Below are 22,641 nucleotides of genomic sequence, written 5' to 3'. Positions count from 1 at the left end.
CGGGGCCCGAAGGTGCCCAAATCCAAAGAGTGGCTGGAAGGCAAAGCCGCGAATGCTCACGTGTCGACGGATCGGGTGCTCAAGGCCGCTAAAGCCAAAAGACCTTGAAAGGGCTGGCCGTAAGGGCGAAACCATAAGTAGCCGTTACCGAAGAAACGGATATACACACCATTCCCCCTAAACAAAAAACTACCACTGCAACGAAATACCGCTCTCGAACACCCGCTCCTGACCAGTAACCGGATCAACAAAACGCAACCCTTGAGCCAGCAGCTTCAAAGGATTCGAGTAGTCATCCTCAACATCCCGAAGCACATCAGGATAAAACGGATCATTGCAGATCCCCGCCCCAAGGGCATTCATGTGAACCCGCAACTGATGCTTCTTACCCGTAACCGGATACAAGCCATAGCGCCACAACTCGCCGTTCCTTTCCAGCACTTCGATGGCCGTTTCGGTATTGGGCTCGCCGGGTCCTTCCTGCATTCGGAAGAACGGTTCGCCATCGATCATCCGGCTTTTGTGCACCATGGGAAAGGTCAACCCAGGCAACGCGCGGGCAATGGCCTGGTAGCGTTTTTCGATCTGCCGCGTCGGAAATAACGACTGATACGCCGAGCGGGTGTTCGGGTTGGCCGAAAACAACACCAGCCCGGCCGTGTGCCGGTCGATGCGGTGCAGGGGCACCAGATGAGGATTGTCCAGCCGCCGGATCAGCCGTCGCAACAAGGTTTGCTCGACGTATTCACCCGCCGGGGTGACAGGCAGAAAATGCGGTTTGTCTGCCACCACCAGATGCTCGTCGGCATACAGGATCGACTCCACCACCGGGATCGGCTTCTCATCGGGCACTTCACGGAAATAGTGGATGCGCAGGCCTTCGCGGTATGGCAAGTCGACCTGGATGGCCCTGCCCTCCCCGTCCAATACCCGGCCCCGAGCGATCCGGTCCAGCCACTGCTCGCGACTGATGGCGCTGAAATGCTCGCACAGGCACTCCAGCACTGTCTGCCAGGAACCGGGCGGCAGGTACAGCGTACTGGCCTGATGATGAGCGGCGGAAAACGATGAACCGGGCATTGAAAACTCTTAGGCATTTTTGCGAGGCGGTATTATCCGACAGTCGCACAGGCCAGCCCAGCAATGATTGCTCACGCGGTGACTGACGTCGATTTTGCCGCCGCTTCGGTGAATTCTTTCAACCAGCGCAGCACTTCCACCGCCTCCCAGCGACCTGGATCGTACAGCGCGTACAACAGGCCCTGGTAACCCACCACATCCAACTGTTTGTGATAGCCGGCACGCTGGAACAACGCTTCAATCTCGGCGAAACAGGTGTTGAAATGCAGTTTATTGAAGGGTGTCTTGCCTTCGGTAACCAAGCCATCCAGGCGCAGCTCCAGGACTGCCTCGCGCACAACGTCCGCGGACATCCTGTTCACGCTGCTTTTCAGTTGTTCGACATTGACCAAGGGGATGCACTCCAGATAACTGTATAGACATACAGTAACCGAAGCACGATACTTTCGCCAACCGCAGTATCAGGAACTGACGAATGAACTGTTCAACCGAGAAAGTTCACGATTTGTTCGGCCTCGAAGGGCCAGTCCAGCTCGGCACCGGTATCCAGCCTGCGCAGCACGGGAATACGCAGCCCATAACTGTCCACCCAGTCTTCGCGTTCTGAAATGTCCACCAGTTCCACCAACAATCCATGTTCGACGAAAGGCATCAGTTCAGCTTCGGCTACTTCGCATAGATGACACCCCAGGGTGCCGAACAACTGGCATTCAGGAAGCATGGCGGGTAGACCCAAAAAAGATAGACGGTCATTCTAGGCCCGAGCCGGGAAACCGTCGAGTCGCTGGCTCGCTTCAAGGCGTTTCGGTAAAACGCTGATGCAAATCACTGAGCGCCAATGCTTTTCCAGCGACGCTTGTCGCATTTTCCCCTCTACGCTGTGCGTTGTAGCCTTGAAACGGAGTTCCCCTTGTTTGCCAACCTGCTGATCATCCTTGCCTCGTCCCTGGTGGTCATCGCCTTGTTCAGGCGGCTGCGCCTGCCACCCGTGCTGGGTTATCTCTGCGTCGGGCTGGCGGTCGGGCCTACCGCTCTGGACTGGGTCAACGACAGCGAAGAACTGCCTGACTTGGCCGAGCTCGGGGTGGTGTTCCTGCTGTTCTCGTTGGGGCTGGAGTTTTCCCTGTCGAAAATGCTCGAACTGCGGCGGGTCGTGTTCGGCCTCGGTAGCCTGCAGGTGCTGTGCTCGGGGGCGGTCCTGGCGGGATTGCTGGCGTTGGGCGGCGCGCCTGTGATCGTCGCGTTGTTGCTCGGCGCCGGGCTGGCCTTGTCCTCCACTGCCATCGTCAGCAAGGAATTGACCAGCCTGGGAGAGATCTTCAGCAGCCACGGCCAGAACGCCATCGGCGTGTTGTTGTTCCAGGACGTTATCGCGGTGCTGTTGTTGACGCTGGTGCCGGTATTCGCCGGCAGCAGCGACCACCCGTGGTACTGGGCGCTGCCCTTGACCTTGGGCAAGACCCTGGTTCTGTTCGGCGGCCTGCTGCTGGCCAGCCGGCTGCTGTTGCCCCGGCTGTTCCATGAAGTGGCGGCGTCCCGATCCGCAGAACTGTTCGTGCTGCTGGCCCTGGTGATCGTGTTGCTGACGGCATGGCTGACCCACCTGCTTGGCTTGTCGCCGGCCCTGGGCGCTTTCCTGGCGGGCATGCTGCTGGGGGAAAGCCACTACCGGCATCAGATCGAGGCCGACATACGCCCGTTCCGCGACATCCTGCTGGGGCTGTTCTTTGTCAGCATTGGCATGCTGATCGACCTGCAGCTGTTCCTCGATGACGGCTTGTTGATCCTCGGATTGACTCTCGGCTTGATGCTCATCAAGGGCTTTGTGGTCGCCGTCCTGGTGAAATGGCGCGGCAGCGACGTTGAAACCGCCTGGCGCAGTGGCCTGGCGTTGGCCCAGGGCGGTGAATTCTGCTTTGCCCTGATGGCCCTGATGCAGCAGAACCACCTCATCCCCGCCGACATCAGCGGCCTGCTGCTGGCCGCGACTTTCTGCTCGATGCTACTGACTCCACTGTTGCTGCGCGCCGCGCCACGCGTCGCCGCGCGCCTGCATCGCAAACCCAACGAAGAGGCGCAACTGGACCAGATCAGCGCACTCAATGCCGGCTTGTCGGGCCATGTGGTCATTTGCGGCTATGGGCGCGTCGGTCAATCCATCGGGCGGTTCCTGCGCCGCGAAGGCCAGGCGTTCGTCGCCCTGGATGACGACCCAGTGATCATCCAGGAAGCCACCGTCGGGGAAAACTGCGTGCATTATGGGGATTCGCGACGAGGAGACCTGCTGGCGGCCGTTGGCTTGAGCCGCGCCAGGTTGCTGGTGATCGCGGTGGACAAGACCGACATCGCCATCACCGTGCTCAAGGCGGCCCGACAGGTCAACCACCATGTACCTATCCTGGTGCGCACCCGTGACGACAGCCAACTGGCCGAGTTGCAGGCTGCCGGGGCCAGCGAAGTGGTCCCGGAGCTGCTGGAGTCGAGCCTGATGCTGGCCTCCCACGCCCTGATCATGCTCGGCCTGCCCGAGCAGCAGGTCCGGCATCATGTGGATCAGGTTCGTCATGACCGCTATCGCCTGCTCCATGGCTTTTATCCCGGCAACCAGGACAAGGAGCCATAGTGCGACGCTCAGTCCTGGCTGACCGCGCCGATCTTGTGAATCGACAGGTCGGCGCCGTAATACTCTTCTTCCTGGGTCAGGCGCAGCCCCAGTACGGCCTTGATCACGCCATAGACCGCAAACCCGCCGGCCAAGGCGACGACAACCCCCAACGCCGTGCCGATCAATTGGCTGACCAGGCTGACCCCACCCAGGCCGCCCAGGGCGCTCTGGCCAAAGACGCCACAAGCAATGCCGCCCCAGACCCCGCACAGCCCGTGCAGCGGCCAGACGCCGAGCACATCGTCGATCTTCCACTTGCCCTGGGCCGCGGTGAAGCACCAGACAAACAAGGCACCGGCAATGGCCCCCGTGACCAGCGCACCGACCGGGTGCATCAGGTCGGAACCGGCACAGACCGCCACCAAACCGGCCAGCGGACCGTTGTGCAGGAAGCCCGGGTCATTGCGCCCGACAATCAACGCCGCCACGGTACCGCCCACCATGGCCATCAACGAATTGACCGCCACCAGCCCGCTCACCCCGGGCAAGGTCTGGGCACTCATCACGTTGAAACCGAACCAGCCGACAATCAGGATCCACGAACCCAGGGCCAGGAAGGGAATGCTCGAAGGCGCAAACGCCACCAGGCGGCCGTCCCGGTAGCGGCCGTTACGCGGGCCGAGCAAAAGCACGGCAGCCAACGCCAGCCAGCCGCCCATGGCATGTACCACCACGGAGCCGGCGAAGTCATGGAAGTTGGCGCCGAACCGGGCTTGCAGCCAGGCCTGCAGGCCAAAATTGCCGTTCCAGACCACGCCTTCGAAAAACGGATAGACAAACGCCACGATCAGCACCGTGGCGCACAACTGCGGTGCAAACCGGGCACGTTCGGCAATACCACCGGAGATGATGGCCGGAATCGCGGCGGCAAAGGTCAGCAGGAAGAAAAACTTCACCAGGCTGTAGCCGTGATCGGCGCTGAGCTCCGCTGCCGGTTGCAGGAAGGTCACACCGTAGGCAATCCAATAGCCTATAAAGAAATAGGCCAGGGTCGAGACCGCGAAATCGCTGAGGATTTTCGACAGTGCATTGACTTGGTTCTTTTGCCGGACCGTTCCCACTTCAAGAAACGCAAAGCCGGCATGCATGGCCAGGACCATGACTGCACCGAGCAGGATGAACAGCGTGTTGGAGCTGTGGACCAGACCGTCCACGGCACTTTGCATATTTTCCATGGTATTGGCAGACCTGAAAAAGTTGAAAAAAGCACCAAACCGGTTCGCTTGCCTTGCGAGCGCACCAAGTTGAAACGACTCATTGGCCGAACGCAGGCCGATGAACCGCTTTGGTGCGCAAGAACGGTCAAAACGAAATCCCGCTTGGAGGTGCTTCGCGGGTTTTGATTATTTGGGTTAAGGTTTTTCGGGCTTTCGCCCAGCTTCAGCGCACTGGCGCAGGCTGATGCACCAGTACATGGCAAAAGCCTGAGCAAAAGTTGTACCAGTCACTTGTACTGAACCTTCCAGCAAGGCTCATACTCGAACGTTTCAGACGTCACTTACGGAGATCCACCGATGGCCAGAACCCAGGCAAAGACTGCTCAAGAAACCCTGATGGAAGATTTCCAGACGCTGGTCAGCGACACGGAACGGTTGCTCGATCACACCGCGACGCTGGCAGGCGATCAAGCCGATGCACTGCGCAGCCAGATTCACGAAACCCTCCTGCGCGCACGCGAAACACTCAAGCTGACGGAAGATTCCATGCGCGAACGCGGCCAGGCTGCGGTGGTCGCCACCGAGGAATATGTACAGGCCAACCCTTGGCAATCGGTGGGCATTGCCGCAGGCGTTGGCTTCCTGATTGGTCTGCTGGCGACACGGCGCTAAATGATGGGTATCGACGAATCCGGCTCGTCCGAAGCGGGCACACAACCTACAGCACGCCGCCTGGGCGCGGCGTTCCTTGGCTTGCTGCACAGCCACGTCGAATTGTTCGGCATGGAATTGCAGGAACAGAAGGCACGCACCGTCAGCCTCCTGCTGTTCGCCGGCCTTGCGCTGGTGTTCGGCCTGCTGCTGTTGGTCGGGCTTTCGGCGCTGGTACTGATCCTGGTGTGGGACACCTATCGCCTGGCGGGCATTATCGGCCTGTGCCTGTTCTACCTGCTGGCAGCGCTGTTCTGCGGTCTGCGGCTCAAGGCAGCGATCTATGACGAGTCCTCCCCTTTTAACGCCACCCTCGAAGAACTGGCCAATGACCGGGAGCGCCTGTTGCCATGAGCCTGCCTGATATTCCTCAAGCCCGAACCCGACAGGAAATGCGCAAGGCGCTGGTGCGTCTGCGCATGGAAATGCATCGCCAGGAAATCCGTCAGGAAACGCGCCAATTGCTACAGCCCTTGCAACGGGTGCGCGGCTTGACGCAAAGCTGGCACGAAGGCTTCGGTATCAAGCACGCGCCCCTGTGGGGCGTGGCGGCGGTGTCCCTGCTCGGTTTCATCACCGGCAAACGGACCCGCAATGGCGGTGGCGGTGGCTTGACTGGCCTGATCCGCCTGGCAACGACATTGCTGCCCTTGGTCAAGCTGGCCAAAGACCTGCGCAAGCCCTGAGGACCTACACATCGCGGCGAGCTTGCCCCCGCGGGATTGCATAGTAAGCGCGGTGTAGGAGCTGTGTAGGAGCTGTCGAGTGCAACGAGGCTGCGATCTTGCCCCAGCCAATTGAATCCTGAGTGAACGAAAAGATCGCAGCCTTCGGCAACTCCTACTCCCATAAGCCTTGCAGCGCGCCCCACGAACCGGGAAGCTAGGACACCGACATCATCAAACGGAGCAACCGGCCTTGGATTGGCACACCCTGCTGACTCGCGAACGTCTCGGAAAACCGCTGCACAGTCCGCAAGAACTGGGCCGCAGTCCTTTCCACAAGGACCACGACCGCATCATCTTTTCCGGCGCCTTCCGCCGCCTCGGACGCAAGACGCAAGTGCATCCGGTCTCCAGCAACGACCACATCCATACGCGCCTGACCCATTCCCTGGAAGTCAGCTGCGTCGGGCGCTCCCTGGGCATGCGCGTGGGAGAAACCATCCGCAATGCCCTGCCTGACTGGTGCGAGCCAAGCGACCTGGGCATGGTGGTGCAATCGGCCTGCCTGGCCCACGACATTGGCAACCCGCCGTTCGGTCACTCCGGCGAGGATGCTATCCGCTATTGGTTCCAGCAGGCCGCCGGCCGTGGCTGGCTCGATGCAATGAGCGAAGCCGAGCGCAACGACTTCCTCAACTTCGAAGGCAACGCCCAAGGATTCCGCGTCCTCACTCAACTTGAATACCATCAGTTCGACGGCGGAACGCGGCTGACCTATGCCACCCTCGGCACCTATTTGAAATACCCCTGGACTGCCCGCCACGCGGACTCGCTGGGCTACAAGAAACACAAGTTCGGTTGCTACCAGAGCGAACTGCCGCTGTTGGAGCAGATTGCCCACAAACTCGGTTTGCCACAGATCGAGGATCAACGCTGGGCACGGCATCCCTTGGTGTACCTGATGGAAGCCGCCGACGACATCTGCTACGCGCTGATCGACCTGGAAGACGGCGTGGAGATGGATCTCCTGGAATACCCCCAGGTGGAATCGCTGCTCCTGGACCTGGTGGGCGACGATCTTCCGGACACCTACCGGCAGCTGGGGCCGCTGGACTCGCGGCGACGCAAACTGGCGATCCTGCGGGGCAAGGCCATCGAACACCTGACCAACGCCGCCGCCCGGGCTTTTGTCGAACAGCAGGAAGCATTGCTTGCCGGCACATTGCCAGGGGATCTGGTGGAGCATATGCACGGCCCGGCAAAACGCTGCGTGTTGAATGCCAAGGACATGGCGCGCCGGAAAATTTTCCAGGACAAGCGCAAGACCCTGCACGAAATCGGCGCCTACACCACGCTGGAAATCCTGCTCAACGGATTTTGCGGAGCGGCCCTTGAACAGCACGGGGGCCGCACGCCTTCGTTCAAGAATCGCCGCATTCTCGACCTGCTGGGGAACAACGCGCCGGACCCCAATGGCCCTTTGCATAGCGCGTTCCTGCGAATGATCGATTTCATCGCCGGGATGACTGACAGCTACGCCAGCGAAATGGCCCAGGAGATGACCGGCCGCACGCGCCAATAAAAGGCGTGGATCGACAGTGTGCTGCACCTGGCACAAAACCTGTGGGAGCGAGCTTGCTCGCGATGGCAGTGGATCTGTGCGCATCAATGCAGGATGTGCCACCGTCATCGCGAGCAAGCTCGCTGCCACAGGGAATTGGCGGTGAATGTGAATTTTGTAGCGCTGCGCCACAAGGAGTTTGAAGTAGATAAATAACTATATGGTTTACAAAAAACCTCGATTAAAACGCTTTTTTTGTTTGCACAAACAACACTATCAAAGAAATATCCCTTCACACACAGCCAACTCTTCCCCCTCCTGTTGCCACCCGCCTACTAAAAAACCGATTACATCGTAATACGTTGCCTCTTTTTTTGTAGGAAACTTCTGAAATTGAAGTTGCATGCCCGTCTGTTCGTACGACCCTGGTTGTAAGTGGGCTAAGGTGCGCGCTTTATTCAAGTTCGCAGGGTAATTTATTCATGAACTCCGTTTTCATTGTCGACGATCATCCGGTCATCCGCCTCGCTGTTCGCATGCTTCTGGAGCATGAAGGCTATAAGGTCGTAGGTGAAACTGACAACGGCGTCGATGCGATGCAAATGGTGCGCGAATGCATGCCAGACCTGGTTATCCTGGATATCAGCATTCCCAAACTCGACGGGCTGGAAATCCTCTCGCGCTTCAACGCCATGACCACTCCACTCAAGACGCTGGTGCTCACGGCCCAGTCGCCGACGCTCTTCGGCATTCGATGCATGCAGTCGGGTGCCTCTGGTTACGTTTGTAAACAGGAAGACCTCAGCGAACTTGTCAGCGCGATCAAAGCAGTATTGTCCGGCTATAACTATTTCCCCAGCCAGGCGCTGAATCCGGTACGCCCGGATGATCCACGCAGTATCGAGCTGGACCTTTTCAAAAGTGTCAATGATCGGGAACTGATGGTGCTGCAACTTTTTGCCCAGGGTCGTACCAACAAGGAAATAGCCAAGGGAATGTTTCTAAGCAATAAGACCGTCAGTACTTATAAGAAGCGGCTGATGCAGAAGCTCAAGGTCAAGTCCTTGGTCGATCTGATTGAAATGGCGAAGCGCAACGCGCTGGTGTGAGAAAAACAGGATGCTCAGACGCATAACCGAATGTCTCCTGCTGATCAGTGCGGCGTTATGTACAGGAATGCTCGCGGCGGCGGCGAATGCGTCCGAGCAATATACCCTGCTGGGCCACTCGTCCATGGCCCATACCGAGGTCAAGCTGGATGATGTTCACCGCGCCTGGCTACAGGATCGGCAAGCGCTGGTCCTGGGAACTTCCGCCCCGGATTACCCGCCCTTCGATCTCTCCACCAGCGGACGCGACTACGAAGGCCTGACGGCCGATTACGCCGACATCATCGCCAAGGCCACTGGCCTGCCCATGAGCGTCCTGCGCTTCGACTCCCGCGAGGCGGCCATGGCAGCACTCAAGGATGGGCAAATCGACATGCTTGGCACCGCCAACGGTTTCGAAGCCCGCAACCCCGACATCGTGCTGTCGACGCCGTACGCAGTGGACCAACCCGTTCTCGTCACCCGAACGAATGAAAGCCGCTCCCTGACCGACGATCTCGAAGGGTTGCGGCTGAGCATGGTCTATCACTACCTGCCGCTGCGGGAAATTGAAAAACTCTACCCCAAGGCTCTCATCACCACCTACCCGTCCTACCAGAACGCCATCAATGCTGTCGCCTTCGGTCAGGCCGATGTATTTCTCGGCGATACCCTCTCCACCCATTACATGATCAACAAGGGCTACTTGAGCAATATCCGCATGGCCAGCTTCGGCAAACACGAATCCCACGGGTTCGGTTTTGCCGTACGACGTAGCGACACCCGCTTGTTGGAAGTCATCAACGCTACGCTGAACCAGGTCTCCATTACCGAGCAAGCCGCCATCTCCAAACGCTGGAGCGCAGGCAGCGACCTGTACCTCACGGACCACAGGATACAACTGACCGACCGCGAGCAACGCTGGCTGGCGAGGCATCCGGTGGTCCGGGTGGTGGTGAACGAAACCTCCGCGCCCTTCACCTTCTTCGATGCGGATGGGGACTTTCGCGGCATCAGTGCCGATCTGCTGGAATTGATCCGGCTGCGCACCGGCCTGCGCCTGGACATCCAGCGCCGCCAGAACGACAGCGAAATGATCGCTGCGGTCCTCAACGATCAAGCCGACATGATCGCCGCACTTTTGCCCAGCAGTGAACGACAACTCCAGTTGAAGTTCAGCCGCCCCTACGTCGACAGTTCGTTCGTCCTGCTGACCCGCAAACAGTCCGACACACCCACGACACTCGATCAGTTCGGCCACGCCAGCCTGGCAATCGCCAAAGGCAATCCGGTCATTGAATGGCTACGCAACCAGTACCCGAACATTCAAATCATCGAAACGGACGGCCCCTTGCACGCCGTGGAAATGCTCGCCCATGGCCAGGTCGACGGCAGCGTGAACTCGCAGGTGATGGCCAACTACTTCATTTCTTCCTATGCATGGCGCGACAGGTTGCAAATCAGCAGCACGGTGGGCACCCAACAGGCCATGTTCGCGCTGGCCACGGCAAAAAACGCCACAGCGTTGAACGCCATCCTCGACAAGGCCCTGACCAGTATCGACCCCGACGAACTGGGCGTCATCAACAACCGCTGGCGCGGTTACGTCTCGCCCTCGGAACACACCTGGCGCACCTACAACCGCCTGTTCCTCCAGGTCGTCGCGGGCGTTGGTCTGTTGCTGCTGTTTTCCCTGGCGTGGAACGCCTACATGCAGCGCCAGATCAGGCAACGCCAACGGGCGGAACTGGCCCTCAATGATCAGCTCGAATTCATGCATTCGCTGCTCAACGGCACCCCTCACCCCATCTACGTGAGGGATCGCAACGGCATCCTGCAAAGCTGCAATGACAGCTACCTGCAAACGTTCGACGTCAAACGCGAAGACGTCATCGGCAAGAACCTGATGCCAGGTTCCATGAGCAACGCCTTCGAAGCGCAGGAGTACCAGGCGGACTACCAACGCGTCATGGCCGAAGGCACCGCCCTGATCGTGGATCGGCCCCTGCACATCGGGGACAGGCAACTGACGATCTACCACTGGATCCTCCCCTACCGAAACTCCGCCGCCGAAGTGCAAGGCATCATCGGTGGCTGGATCGACATCAGTGAGCGACGCCAGCTGTTCGAGGAACTGCGCGCGTCCAAGCAACGGGCCGACGACGCGAACCGCGCCAAAAGCACGTTCCTGGCAACCATGAGCCATGAAATCCGCACCCCCATGAACGCGGTAATCGGCATGCTTGAGCTAGCCCTGAAACACGCTGACAAAGGCCACGTGGACCGCTCGACCATCGAAGTCGCGTACGAGTCGGCCTCAGGCATGCTCGAACTGATAGGCGACATCCTGGACATCGCCCGTATCGAATCCAGCCATTTGAGCCTGGCCCCCGAACGCGTCAATCTCAGGGCCCTGCTGCAATCGGTCATTAGAGTATTCGAGGGCGTGGCCCGGCAGAAAAACCTGGCGCTGTCCCTGCAGTTCGACGCTGCCGAGGGCAGCCCTGACGTGTTGATGGACCCGTTGCGGTTCAAACAGGTGCTGTCGAACCTGATCAGCAATGCCCTCAAATTTACCGAGCAGGGCCAGGTAGTGATCAAGGTCCGGCTGTCGCCAGCCGACCGGGACGACGCTCTGCAGATGCACCTGGAGGTCAACGACAGCGGCATCGGTATTGGCCCGGCGGACCTGCAACGTTTGTTCGAACCTTTTGCCCAGGTCGATAACACCAGCCGGATGGCCCGCAACGGCGCGGGGTTGGGGCTGGTGATCAGTCGCAACCTGTGCCAGATGATGGGCGGCAGCCTGCACATGAACAGCCAACCCGGCACCGGCACCCAGGTCCAGGTCCGCCTGCAACTGACCGTCCTGTCGACAGCGCCGGTTCGCCCCCCACCTGAACCGGTCATCGAAACGGCCCTGGCCACCCTGAACGTCCTGATCGTGGACGATCACCCCGCCAACCGCCTGCTGATGTCGCAGCAATTGGAATACCTGGGCCATCACTATCAGGTCGCCCATGATGGTGCCCACGGACTCGAGGTCTGGCAAAAGAACCATTTCGATCTGGTCATCGCCGATTGCAACATGCCCATCATGAGCGGCTATGAACTGGCCCGGTCGGTTCGTCGCGCTGAGTCCGAGCAGCAACGGCCGCCCTGCACCCTCCTGGGGTTCACTGCCAATGCCCAACCGGAGGAAAAACAACGCTGCCAGGACGCGGGGATGGACGACTGTCTGTTCAAGCCGATCAGCCTGAGCGCCTTGAGCCAATGGATCAATGCGGTCAAACCCACCGGCCGCCCAGCGGTTTTCAGCGTACAAAGCCTGCAGGCGCTGACTGGCGGCGACCCTTCGTCCAACCGGCGCCTGTTGGCTGAATTGCTCAGCAGCAGCCGCTCGGACCGCCAGGAGTTGCTCGACGTCGCCCGCGGCGCAAACCGCCAAGCGCTGAGCGAAATAGCGCACAAGATAAAAGGCGTCGCCCGCATCGTCCAGGCGACATCGCTGATCCAGCGATGCGAGGCGTTGGAGCGCGCTTGTCATCAGCCGCAGGCACCTGGGCGAATCAGCGATTGCATCGACGCCCTCGACCGCGCCATGAGCGAACTGGAGCGGGCCCTCGAAACGGAGATCGCCAAGGCAAAATAATCCAGCGTTTACTATGCTATTCGCTCAGCAGTGCGTACCTGGGGGGTTCTCGAGCGGTTTCCCCTGCACGCGGGAATACCCATCGAGAACACCCCCTGACACTTGGAGTGACTGCAATGCCCAGCGCACCGCGTCCGGAAAAACGCCGGTTCCCCCTGCACGTTCACATCAGCGTGATGTTTACCCTGCTTCTGTTGCTGACCGGGGTGGTGCTGGGGATTTTCAATTACCGGCAAACCACGCAAATCATCCTGTCCAGCAGTGAAAAGCTGTTCAACCGTATTGAACAGGATGTACGCCTGGATCTGTACGACACCTACGAACCCATCCGCCACCTGTTGAGCCTGCTGGCCGACTATCCAGCCACGCGCACGCCACAGATGGCGCAGCGCCTGGCCCTGCTCGTGCCCTTCAGCCAGGCACTGCGGGACAACCCGAACCTGGCGTCGTTGTACCTGGGCGATCATCAGGGCAACTTCCTGATGGTCCGGCCATTGCGCACCGCGGCCCTGAAAGCCGCCCTGCAGGCACCGGCCGACGCGGCCTACCAGGTCTGGACCGTGGAGCGGACAACCGAGCAAGGCCCGGTTCACTCCCAGTCGCTGTTCTACGACGAGACGCTGACGCTCATCGGGCGCCGGGATATTGCCGACGAAACCTACGACCCCCGCAGCCGCAGTTGGTTTCGCAGCGCCGCCGACAGCACCGAGCAGATCACCACCGAGCCCTACGTTTTTTTCTCCACCCATAACGTCGGCACCACCCTTGCCCGGCGCAGTGGCGAGCAGGCGGTCATCGGCGCCGACCTGACCCTGGCGGCCCTGTCCCAGACCCTGGCCAAGCATAAGGTGACCACCGGCACCGAAGTCGTCCTGCTCGATCCCACGGGCAACGCAGTGGGTTATCCCGACAGCAGCCGGCTGCTCGCCGACGCCCAGTCGGCACGCCTGACCAAGGCCCGCGACCTCAGCCCGGCTATCGCCGCCGCGCTCGACGACAACACCGACACCACGCGCCTGGAAGCGGCCGGACGCCAGTGGATCGTTTCTCGCAGCCACATGCAGGAAGGCGGGCCCCAGGGCCTGGAACTGGCGCTGCTGGTCCCTGAAGATGAGCTGCTGGACAATGCCTATCGCATGCGCTGGCAAGGCGCGCTCATCACCCTCGCCACCCTGCTGCTGTGCCTGCCCCTGGGCTGGCTGACGTCCCGGATCCTGGTCAAGCCCTTGCGTGAACTGGTGCAGGAAGCCGATGCCATTCGCAGCTTTGACTTCAACTACCCGGTGTCCCGTCGCTCCCCGGTGCTGGAAGTCGATCAGTTGGGCGTATCGATGGCGCGCATGAAAGAGACCCTGGCGAGTTTCTTTGAAATCACCGCCAGCCTGCGCGCCGAAACCCGCTTCGCCCCGTTGCTGGAACGGGTGTTATTTGAAACCGTGAAAATCGGCCAGGCCCAGGCCGGCCTGATCTATTTGCGCGAGAACGACGACAATCGGGTCAAGCCGTATGGGCTGATAATCAATGGGACACCCAGGGACCTCGACGCCTTCAAGCTGCGCAGTCATGAGCTACAGGCTGGCGACAGTCCGCAATGGCTCCAGCAACTGGCCACCTCAGACAACCTCGTCGCCCCCCTGGGCTTCGAACAGGCGGCCGATCTGCAGAGCGTCCTGCGGGCACTGGACTCGCCGCGGGTCCATTTGATCGGTATTCGCCTGCGCAATCGACACCAGGAAACCGTCGGCGTACTGGTACTGTTGATCACAGACAGCGGCACCGAAGCCGACCTGGAAAAACTGCAGCCCGACCGCATCGCCTTCCTGCAGGCCGTGTCCGGTGCCGCCGCCGTGAGCATCGAGGGCCAGCGCCTGCAAGCCAGGCAAAAGCAGTTGCTGGACGCCTTCATCCAATTGCTGGCCGGCGCGATCGATGCCAAGAGCCCCTACACCGGCGGCCATTGCCAACGGGTGCCGGTCCTGACCCTGATGCTCGCCCAGGCGGCCGCTGCCAGCCAGGCACCGGCATTCGACGCCTATCGGCCAACGGAGGATGAATGGGAAGCCCTGCACATCGCCGCCTGGCTGCACGATTGCGGCAAGGTCACCACCCCCGAATACGTGGTCGACAAGGCCACCAAGCTGGAAACCCTGAACGACCGGATCCACGAGATACGCACCCGCTTCGAAGTGCTCAAGCGCGACGCCTGGGTCGATTACTGGCAGGCCGTGGCAAGCGGCGGCGAACCGTCATCCCTGGCACAGCAGCGCGACGCGACATTGACGGCCCTGGATGACGACTTTACCTTCGTCGCCCGCTGCAACCTGGGCTGCGAAGCCATGGCCGAGGCCGATCTGCAACGCTTGCAACAGATTGCCCAACGCCCATGGACCCGGACCCTCGACGATCGCCTGGGGGTTTCCTGGGAAGAGCACCGACGCCAGAATCGCACGCCCAAGCCGACGCTACCGGTCACTGAGCCGCTGTTGGCAGACAAGCCCGAGCACCTGCTCGAACACCACCAAGCCGAACTGATCCCGGCGGACAACCCGTGGGGCTTCCAGCTCGACGTACCGGCCTGGAAATACAACCGCGGCGAGCTCTACAACCTGAGCATCACGCGCGGCACGCTGACCCGCGAGGAGCGCTACGTCATCAACCATCACATGGTGCAGACGATCATGATGCTCAGCCAGCTGCCCTTCCCCAGTCACCTGGACAATGTCGCGGAGATCGCTGGCGGTCATCACGAGAAAATGGATGGCAGCGGTTATCCCAAGCGCCTCAAACGCGAAGAGATGAGCCTGCCGGCGCGCATGATGGCCATTGCCGACATTTTCGAAGCGCTGACGGCAGCCGACCGCCCCTACAAGAAAGCGAAGAAACTGAGCGAGGCCCTGGGCATCATGGCCACCATGTGCCGTGACGCCCATATCGATCCCGAGCTGTTCGAGCTGTTCATCGAAGAAAAAATCTACGAGAGCTACGCCAACCAGTTCCTCGACCCGCACCAGATCGACGAAGTCGATCCCCACGGCTTGCTGGTCAAGGCAGGGTTGAAGCCATGAAAGCTATCCCTGCAGGAGCTGCTGTAGGAGCTGCCGAGCGAAGCGAGGCTGCGATCTTTCCACTGAAGATTGAGTCTCCAGCGAAAGATCAAAAAATCGCAGGCTTCGCCAGCTCCTACAGGAAGCGGTCAGCAATCCGTCAAGCGCAGGAATATCGCGGCCAACTGCTCGATGCCGGCTTGATCATGTTCGGTAAAACGCGCCAGTTTCGGACTGTCCAGGTCGAGCACGCCGATCAAGCGCCCGTCCTTGACCAGCGGTACTACCAGCTCGCTGTTCGACGCGCTGTCGCAGGCAATGTGCCCGGCGAAGGCATGGACGTCTTCGACGCGCTGGGTCTGCCGGGTCGCGGCCGCCGTACCGCACACGCCGCGGCCAAAGGGGATCCGCACGCAGGCGATCTGGCCCTGGAACGGTCCCAGGACCAGCTCTTCGTTGCGATTGAGGTAGAAACCGGCCCAGTTCAGATCATCCAGCTGACTGGACAGGAAAGCCGAGAACTGCGCGGCGTTGGCGATGAAGTCACGCTCATCGGCCAGCAAGGATTCCAGCTGTGCCGATAACAACGCGTAGCCGTCAAGGCCAACACCGGTATCCTTCAAATCGATCATGCCTTGTGCTCCAACAATTTCAGGCCCACCCAATAACGGGCAAACTGATAGGCGCAACGTCCGTTGCGGTTGCCGCGACCGGTTGCCCAACGCACCGCCAGCACATCCAGCGCTTCATCGCGCTGCCAGGCCAGCCCGGCCTTGGCTGCCAGTTCGCCGATCCAGTGCTCCACCACGTTGAGGAAATGCTCCTGGGTAAACGGATAAAACGACAGCCACAGGCCAAAGCGGTCGGACAAGGCGATCTTGTCTTCTACCGCTTCGCTGGGGTGAAGTTCGCCGTCGACCCGTTTCCAGTTCTCGTTGTCGCTTTCCTTTTCCGGCACCAGGTGACGACGGTTGGAAGTGGCATACAGCAGCACGTTGTCCGGCGCCTGCTCCAGGGATCCATCCAACACGCTCTTGAGCACGCGGTAATCGCCTTCACCGGATTCGAACGACAAATCATCGCAGAACAACACGAAGCGCTGGGGCAGTTTCGCAACCTGCTCGACCACCCGGGGCAAATCGGCCAGGTGATCGCGTTCGATCTCGATCAAGCGCAGGCCATGCGGGGCATGTTCAGCCAACAGGGCGCGTACCAGGGACGACTTGCCGGTGCCACGCGAGCCCCAGAGCAAGGCATGGTTGGCGGGCATGCCATCGATGAACTGCCGGGTGTTGCGGCCCAGTTGTTCGACCTGGCGGTCCACGCCGATCAGGTCCGACAGGCGCATGTCGAGGCTGACCTGCAGCGGCAGCAGGTAGCCGCTACGGCCGTCACGCTGCCAGCGGGCGGCCAGGGTCTGGGTCCAATCGATGGTGGGCCGGGGCGCCGGCAGCAAAGGCTCGATCCGGGCCAGCACGGCATCGGCACGCTCAAGAAAAGCATTCAATCGCGAGTCCACGTCTTCTCCTCGGACAGGTTCACAGTAATGATGGCGCTCGAGCTACGAAACGCCGTATCCAATGGCGGGTCTACTTCACACAATACACACTGGCTGCACCGGACTTCAGAGATGATCAGCTATGCTTGACCGGCGAAGGGAAACGTAAGTGGTTCATCACTCAATGGACATCAGATTCACCCAACGGCTTTCCTATAAGCAGGCCCGCCTGACCGTCCTGGTGGGCTTCGTGTTGGGCACCTTGCTCAGCCTGATGCAGATCGGCATCGATTATGCCAGCGAAGACGCGTCGATCAACCGTGAAATCCTCTCGCTGCTGGAAATCAGCCATAACCCGGCCTCGCGCATCGCCTACAACATCGACGCCGAGCTCGCCCAGGAGCTGTCCATGGGCCTGCTGCGCTCACCGGCCATCATCGGGGCCGAGCTGATCGACAACAACAATACCGTGCTCGCCAGCGTCAAGCGGCCCGAGCTGCAAAGCAGCTACCGGTTCATCAGCGACTTTCTGTTCGGCGCCCAGCGTCAGTTCGAAGACCGGCTCTACCTGGATCACTTGCCCAGCGAATCCTTGGGCATACTGCGACTGGACGTCGACACTTTTGCGTTCGGCAGTCGTTTCCTGCGCCGTGCCGAGGTCACCTTGCTCAACGGCTTCGCCCGCAGCCTGATCCTGACGGGCCTGCTGCTGGCACTGTTCTACGTGATGCTGACCAAGCCCTTGGTGCGGGTCATCCGCGAACTGAGCAGCCGCGACCCGAGCAGCAACGAACAGAGCCGCCTGGAATGCCCATCCGGCCACCAGTCCGATGAAATTGGCGTGCTGGTATCCGTCGCCAACCAGCAGTTCGAAAATATCTCCACCGAAATCCAGCAGCGGCGCACGGCCGAAAATCGCCTCACCGAATACCTCGCGCAACTGGAAAACATCGTTTCGGCACGCACCGCCGAACTCAAGGCCAGCAACGCCCGCCTCAGCCAGTCCAACGAGGAACTGGAAGTGGCCCGGCGCACGGCCCTGGACATGGCCGAGGCCCGCTCTGCGTTCCTCGCCAACATGAGCCACGAGATACGCACACCTCTCAACGGCCTGCTGGGAATGATCGCCCTGTCCCTGGACGGCCCCCTGACGGCCGAACAACAGCAACAGCTGTCGATTGCCCATGACTCGGGCAAGGTATTGGTCGAACTGCTCAACGACATCCTTGACCTGTCGAAATTCGACGCAGGTCAACTGGAGCTCGAACGCATCCCGTTCGACCTCGGCTCCCTGGTGGAGGATACCGCCAACCTGCTCTCCCAGAACGCAGCCCCCAGTGTCGAACTGGCCTGCCTGATCGACCCGCAGTTCCCGGCGCAGGTACTCGGCGACCCGACCCGGGTGCGCCAGATCGTCAGCAACCTGCTGTCCAACGCACTGAAATTCACGCGCTTCGGCCGGGTCGACGTGAAGTTGAGTCATTACGAGGGCGGGGTGCGCATCGAGATCCGCGACACGGGCATCGGCATTCCCCAGGAAGCCCAGGCAAGAATCCTGCAACCGTTCACCCAGGCCGGCGCCGGGATTACCCGCCAGTTCGGCGGCACCGGGCTGGGCCTGGCACTGACCTACAACCTTTGCGAAGCCATGCAGGGCCGGTTGACCATCAGTTCCGAAGCCGGCTTTGGCAGTCAGTTCTGTGCCGACCTGCCCCTGCCCTGCCATCTCCCGGCAACGCCGGTCGAACCGTTGCGCGGCAACGTCGTCGCCATCACCGGCAGCAGCAGCGGCCTGGCCGAATTGCTGGGCATGCTGTTGCCGGGATGGGGCCTGGATTATGTGCAGCGCTCCATCGATGACGGGTTGTTGGGGCTCACACCCGACGTACTGATTACCGACTGCCCGGAATGCCTGTTCAACCTGCGGCCAACCTTTGACGCACCGATCCTGCTGGTGACCGCCTATGGCAGCTTCATGCCCAGCGAAGAAGCCGCCGCCCTCGCCCCGTTGATACAACAGGCCCGGCCGCTGGCGCGCCATGCGCTGTACCAGATTCTGCGGCGCGCCATGCAGAGCGAGGCGACCGTCATCGATGACGCACAGATCGAAGCCCAGGCGCCGTCCAGGCGTGGACGGGTGCTGCTGGTGGAGGACAATCCGGTCAACCAACTGGTGGCCAAGGGGATGTTGGTAAAACTGGGCTGCGAAGTCACCGTCGCGGCCCACGGCGGCGAAGCCCTGGACCAACTGGAACAGGGGGTGTTCGACCTGGTGTTGATGGACTGCAACATGCCGGTGATGGATGGTTACGAAGCCAGCCGGCAGATCCGCCAAAGCGGGCGCTGGTCGGACCTGCCGATTGTCGCCCTGACGGCCAACGCGATGCCCGAGGAACGCGAGCGTTGCCGCGCGGCCGGCATGAACGATTACCTGTCCAAGCCATTCCGCCGCGAAGAACTGGCGGCAGTGCTGGACCAGTGGGTGCCGACTACGTCAGCGCTTTGATCTGGCCCAACAGGTGATCGAGACCGTCTCGCAACGTTCCGAGGCGGTCCAGGTCGATACCGCTGTCGCACAACAGGCGGGCCTTGAGCGGGCCGACCTGTTCACGCAAGGCTCGCCCTGCAGTCGTCAGGCTCAAGTGCACCTCCCGCTCGTCCCGGGCCGAACGCTGGCGCTGGACCAGATCCAGCTGTTCCAGGCGCTTGAGCAGCGGCGTCAGCGTGCCGGAATCCAGCAGCAAACGCTCCCCCAAGGCCTTGACCGTCGGCTGTGGCGGCGCCGTGTCCTGCCATTCCCACAACACCAGCATCGCCAGGTACTGCGGATAGGTCAGGCCGAGCTGATCGAGCATTGGCTTGTAGCCCCGGATCACCGCACGCGAAGCAGCGTACAGCTTGAAGCACAACTGGCTGTCGAGCTTCAGAGAATCGACTGACAGGTCATTCATTTGAGCAGCGCTTCGATCTCACCGGTCAGGTCCTGGGGCTTGGTGGTCGGGGCAAAACGCTTGACCACTTGGCCGTCCTTGCCGATCAGAAACTTGGTGAAATTCCACTTGATGCCTTTGGACCCCAGCACGCCGGGCGCCCGCTGTTTAAGCTGGACGAACAGGGGATGAGCGTTGGCACCGTTGACCTCGATTTTCTTGAACAGCGGAAAACTCACGCCAAAGTTCAGCTCGCAGAACTCGGTAATCGCCCCCTCGTTGCCCGGCTCCTGCTTGCCGAACTGATTGCAGGGAAAGCCCAACACCACCAGGCCCTGGTCCTTGTAGGTCTGCCACAGCGCCTCAAGCCCCTTGTACTGCGGGGTGAACCCGCACTGGCTGGCCGTGTTGACCACCAGCACAGCCTTGCCGGCGAAATCGGCGAGGGTCTTTTGCTCACCCTTGATGGTGGTGCACGGAATGCTCAACAGGTTATCGCTCATGGCAAGGCTCCGAAAACGTATAGGACAGGCGGCGAAGATAGCGAGCAATTAAATTGCATACAATTTAATTATCAAAAATACCCACACCACAAACTGTGGGAGCAAGGCTTGCCCGCGATGAAGGCGATACGGTCGTTCAGAAATCGAGATGCCCTGTTTCGCGAGCAAGCTTTGCTCCCACCGAATTACTCTCGGGGGACCAGATCCAGGCACACCGAGTTGATGCAGTACCGCAAACCCGTGGGCGGCGGGCCGTCGGGAAAGACGTGGCCCAGGTGAGCGTCACATTTGGCGCAGACCACCTCGGTGCGAATCATGCCGTGGCTGACGTCCCGGACCTCCACCACCGCGCTGCCCTCGATCGGTGCGTAGAAACTCGGCCAGCCACAACCGGAATCGAATTTGGTCTGCGAATCGAACAACGGCTCGTTGCAGCAGATGCAGTGGTACACGCCGTCGGTCTTGGTGGCGTTGTATTTACCGGAGAATGGCCGTTCGGTGCCCTTCAGCCGACAGACGTTGTACTGCTCCGGATCGAGCATGGAGCGCCATTCTTCAAGGGTTTTTTCCAACTTTTCCATCGTCCTACCTCGGCAATTGAAAAAGCCCGATCCGACGCTTTTCCGCAGATCGGGCGGCACGTATGATTGCGCCTCGTCAGGCGCCAGTCTGGCAGTCACGTCATGCACATTCAAACGGATTGTGGCGCCTATACCGCGTCAGGCCTGGGCACAGACGCAGGATTCCCAGTACGGTAGTTCATACGCCGCCTGGATCGTTCATTTTCGGGAACACATCGCCATGCAGGTCAGCAAATCGAACAAGCTCGCCAACGTCTGCTACGACATTCGCGGCCCGGTGCTCAAGCACGCCAAACGCCTGGAAGAGGAAGGCCATCGCATCCTCAAGCTGAACATCGGTAACCCGGCCCCCTTTGGTTTCGAAGCGCCCGATGAAATCCTCCAGGACGTCATCCGCAACCTGCCGACCGCCCAGGGCTACAGCGACTCCAAGGGCCTGTTCAGCGCCCGCAAGGCCGTGATGCAGTACTACCAGCAGAAGCAGGTCGAAGGTGTCGGCATCGAGGACATCTACCTGGGTAACGGTGTGTCCGAGCTGATCGTGATGTCCATGCAGGCCCTGCTCAACAACGGCGACGAAGTGCTGGTGCCGGCGCCGGACTATCCGCTGTGGACCGCCGCCGTGAGCCTGTCCGGTGGCAACCCGGTGCATTACCTGTGCGACGAACAGGCCAACTGGTTTCCCGACCTGGCGGACATCAAGGCCAAGATCACACCCAATACCAAGGCACTGGTGATCATCAACCCGAACAACCCGACCGGCGCCGTGTATTCCAGGGAAGTGCTGCTGGGTATGCTGGAACTGGCCCGCCAGCACAACCTGGTGGTGTTTTCCGACGAGATCTACGACAAGATCCTCTACGACGACGCCGTGCACATCTGCACTGCATCCCTGGCACCGGACCTGCTGTGCCTGACCTTCAACGGCCTGTCCAAATCCTACCGGGTAGCAGGTTTCCGTTCAGGCTGGGTCGTCATTTCCGGTCCCAAGCATCACGCCCAGAGCTATATCGAAGGCATCGACATGCTGGCCAACATGCGCTTGTGTGCCAACGTGCCGAGCCAGCATGCGATCCAGACGGCGCTGGGCGGCTACCAGAGCATCAACGACCTGGTCCTGCCCCAGGGCCGGCTGCTGGAACAGCGCAATCGAACCTGGGAACTGCTCAACGACATCCCCGGCGTCAGTTGTGTCAAGCCGATGGGCGCGCTGTATGCCTTCCCGCGGATCGACCCGAAGGTCTGCCCGATCCACACCGATGAAAAATTCGTCCTCGACCTGCTGCTGTCCGAGAAGCTGCTGGTGGTCCAGGGCACGGCGTTCAACTGGCCGTGGCCAGATCATTTCCGTGTCGTGACCCTGCCGCGGGTCGATGACCTCGACCAGGCCATTGGCCGGATCGGCAACTTCCTCAAGTCCTACCGCCAATAAGCCAGACAGCGTGCGGGGAGTCCTCGCCTCGCACGCTGTTTGATTCAGCAACATATCCGTTCTGCCGACTCCGC

The 22,641-nt window shown here is 60.6% G+C and carries 19 protein-coding genes; 10 read left to right on the top strand and 9 right to left on the bottom strand.

Translation table 11 applies throughout. The features are described from left to right. Nucleotides 1-189: 189 nt before the first annotated feature. The 3 genes from ASC85_RS20290 to ASC85_RS20280 form a co-directional block, all read right to left on the bottom strand. On the bottom strand, nucleotides 190-1,080 hold the full coding sequence (locus tag ASC85_RS20290) for a pseudouridine synthase (protein ID WP_057451062.1): 891 nt from the start codon (nucleotides 1,078-1,080) through the stop codon (nucleotides 190-192). 71 nt (nucleotides 1,081-1,151) lie between these two features. Beyond that, entirely contained in the window at nucleotides 1,152-1,472 is a 321-nt protein-coding gene (locus ASC85_RS20285; RefSeq protein WP_003199451.1) for a hypothetical protein, read from the bottom strand. A 92-nt stretch (nucleotides 1,473-1,564) separates the two neighbouring features. Further along, complete coding sequence (locus ASC85_RS20280) at nucleotides 1,565-1,801, bottom strand: glutaredoxin family protein (protein WP_057451061.1); 237 nt, start codon at nucleotides 1,799-1,801, stop codon at nucleotides 1,565-1,567. Nucleotides 1,802-1,990: 189 nt separating this feature from the next. Here ASC85_RS20280 and ASC85_RS20275 point away from each other — a divergent pair, with 189 nt between their 5' ends. Next, on the top strand, nucleotides 1,991-3,703 hold the full coding sequence (locus ASC85_RS20275; protein WP_057451060.1) for a cation:proton antiporter: 1,713 nt from the start codon (nucleotides 1,991-1,993) through the stop codon (nucleotides 3,701-3,703). A gap of 8 nt (nucleotides 3,704-3,711) precedes the next feature. Here the strand turns inward: ASC85_RS20275 and ASC85_RS20270 are convergent, their stop codons facing one another. Further along, a complete protein-coding gene (locus tag ASC85_RS20270) occupies nucleotides 3,712-4,920 on the bottom strand; it encodes an ammonium transporter (RefSeq protein WP_057451059.1) in 1,209 nt (402 codons plus the stop codon). Between the two features lie 339 nt (nucleotides 4,921-5,259). Between ASC85_RS20270 and ASC85_RS20265 the strand changes: the two genes are divergently transcribed. The 7 genes from ASC85_RS20265 (at nucleotide 5,260) to ASC85_RS20235 (ending at nucleotide 15,644) form a co-directional block, all read left to right on the top strand. Continuing rightward, on the top strand, nucleotides 5,260-5,574 hold the full coding sequence (locus ASC85_RS20265) for a DUF883 family protein (RefSeq protein WP_003199441.1): 315 nt from the start codon (nucleotides 5,260-5,262) through the stop codon (nucleotides 5,572-5,574). Between the two features lie 3 nt (nucleotides 5,575-5,577). Beyond that, complete coding sequence (locus tag ASC85_RS20260; RefSeq protein WP_024618372.1) at nucleotides 5,578-5,967, top strand: phage holin family protein; 390 nt, start codon at nucleotides 5,578-5,580, stop codon at nucleotides 5,965-5,967. Further along, nucleotides 5,964-6,299, top strand: coding sequence for a hypothetical protein (locus ASC85_RS20255; RefSeq protein WP_003199437.1), 336 nt, complete (start codon nucleotides 5,964-5,966; stop codon nucleotides 6,297-6,299). The genes ASC85_RS20260 and ASC85_RS20255 overlap by 4 nt, the downstream gene beginning before the upstream one ends. Before the next feature lie 232 nt (nucleotides 6,300-6,531). Further along, a complete protein-coding gene (locus ASC85_RS20250; protein ID WP_003199435.1) occupies nucleotides 6,532-7,860 on the top strand; it encodes a deoxyguanosinetriphosphate triphosphohydrolase in 1,329 nt (442 codons plus the stop codon). Nucleotides 7,861-8,321: 461 nt separating this feature from the next. Further along, nucleotides 8,322-8,948 (top strand): response regulator transcription factor, encoded by a 627-nt coding sequence (locus ASC85_RS20245; RefSeq protein ID WP_003199430.1) that lies wholly within the window; start codon nucleotides 8,322-8,324, stop codon nucleotides 8,946-8,948. Nucleotides 8,949-8,958: 10 nt separating this feature from the next. Beyond that, the gene (locus tag ASC85_RS20240) at nucleotides 8,959-12,579 is read left to right on the top strand and encodes a transporter substrate-binding domain-containing protein (RefSeq protein ID WP_057451058.1); all 3,621 of its coding nucleotides are present in this window, start codon (nucleotides 8,959-8,961) and stop codon (nucleotides 12,577-12,579) included. A 116-nt stretch (nucleotides 12,580-12,695) separates the two neighbouring features. Further along, the gene (locus tag ASC85_RS20235) at nucleotides 12,696-15,644 is read left to right on the top strand and encodes an HD domain-containing phosphohydrolase (RefSeq protein WP_057451057.1); all 2,949 of its coding nucleotides are present in this window, start codon (nucleotides 12,696-12,698) and stop codon (nucleotides 15,642-15,644) included. 128 nt (nucleotides 15,645-15,772) lie between these two features. On the opposite strand, the gene ASC85_RS20230 is transcribed toward ASC85_RS20235, so the two are convergent. Then, nucleotides 15,773-16,255 (bottom strand): GAF domain-containing protein, encoded by a 483-nt coding sequence (locus ASC85_RS20230; RefSeq protein ID WP_057451056.1) that lies wholly within the window; start codon nucleotides 16,253-16,255, stop codon nucleotides 15,773-15,775. Next, nucleotides 16,252-17,142 (bottom strand): ATP-binding protein, encoded by an 891-nt coding sequence (locus ASC85_RS20225; protein WP_003199422.1) that lies wholly within the window; start codon nucleotides 17,140-17,142, stop codon nucleotides 16,252-16,254. Before ASC85_RS20225 ends, ASC85_RS20230 begins: the two co-directional genes overlap by 4 nt. A gap of 163 nt (nucleotides 17,143-17,305) precedes the next feature. Here ASC85_RS20225 and ASC85_RS20220 point away from each other — a divergent pair, with 163 nt between their 5' ends. Then, complete coding sequence (locus ASC85_RS20220; protein WP_057451055.1) at nucleotides 17,306-19,627, top strand: hybrid sensor histidine kinase/response regulator; 2,322 nt, start codon at nucleotides 17,306-17,308, stop codon at nucleotides 19,625-19,627. Here the strand turns inward: ASC85_RS20220 and ASC85_RS20215 are convergent. The 3 genes from ASC85_RS20215 to msrB all read right to left on the bottom strand — a co-directional run bounded on the left by ASC85_RS20215 (nucleotide 19,611) and on the right by msrB (nucleotide 21,135). Continuing rightward, complete coding sequence (locus ASC85_RS20215; RefSeq protein WP_057451054.1) at nucleotides 19,611-20,072, bottom strand: MarR family winged helix-turn-helix transcriptional regulator; 462 nt, start codon at nucleotides 20,070-20,072, stop codon at nucleotides 19,611-19,613. The genes ASC85_RS20220 and ASC85_RS20215 overlap by 17 nt on opposite strands. Further along, nucleotides 20,069-20,554, bottom strand: coding sequence for a glutathione peroxidase (locus ASC85_RS20210; RefSeq protein ID WP_003199416.1), 486 nt, complete (start codon nucleotides 20,552-20,554; stop codon nucleotides 20,069-20,071). The genes ASC85_RS20215 and ASC85_RS20210 overlap by 4 nt, the downstream gene beginning before the upstream one ends. A 185-nt stretch (nucleotides 20,555-20,739) precedes the next feature. Continuing rightward, the gene (gene msrB / locus ASC85_RS20205) at nucleotides 20,740-21,135 is read right to left on the bottom strand and encodes a peptide-methionine (R)-S-oxide reductase MsrB (RefSeq protein ID WP_003199414.1); all 396 of its coding nucleotides are present in this window, start codon (nucleotides 21,133-21,135) and stop codon (nucleotides 20,740-20,742) included. A 220-nt stretch (nucleotides 21,136-21,355) separates the two neighbouring features. On the opposite strand from msrB, the gene ASC85_RS20200 reads away from it, so the two are divergent. Next, entirely contained in the window at nucleotides 21,356-22,567 is a 1,212-nt protein-coding gene (locus ASC85_RS20200) for a pyridoxal phosphate-dependent aminotransferase (RefSeq protein ID WP_057451053.1), read from the top strand. Nucleotides 22,568-22,641 lie beyond the last annotated feature (74 nt).

Origin of the sequence: Pseudomonas sp. Root401, assembly GCF_001425105.1 — a bacterium.
Lineage (GTDB): Bacteria > Pseudomonadota > Gammaproteobacteria > Pseudomonadales > Pseudomonadaceae > Aquipseudomonas > Aquipseudomonas brassicacearum.
Note: the sequence above shows the minus strand (reverse complement) of the source record. Positions and strands in the feature narration are given on the sequence as shown.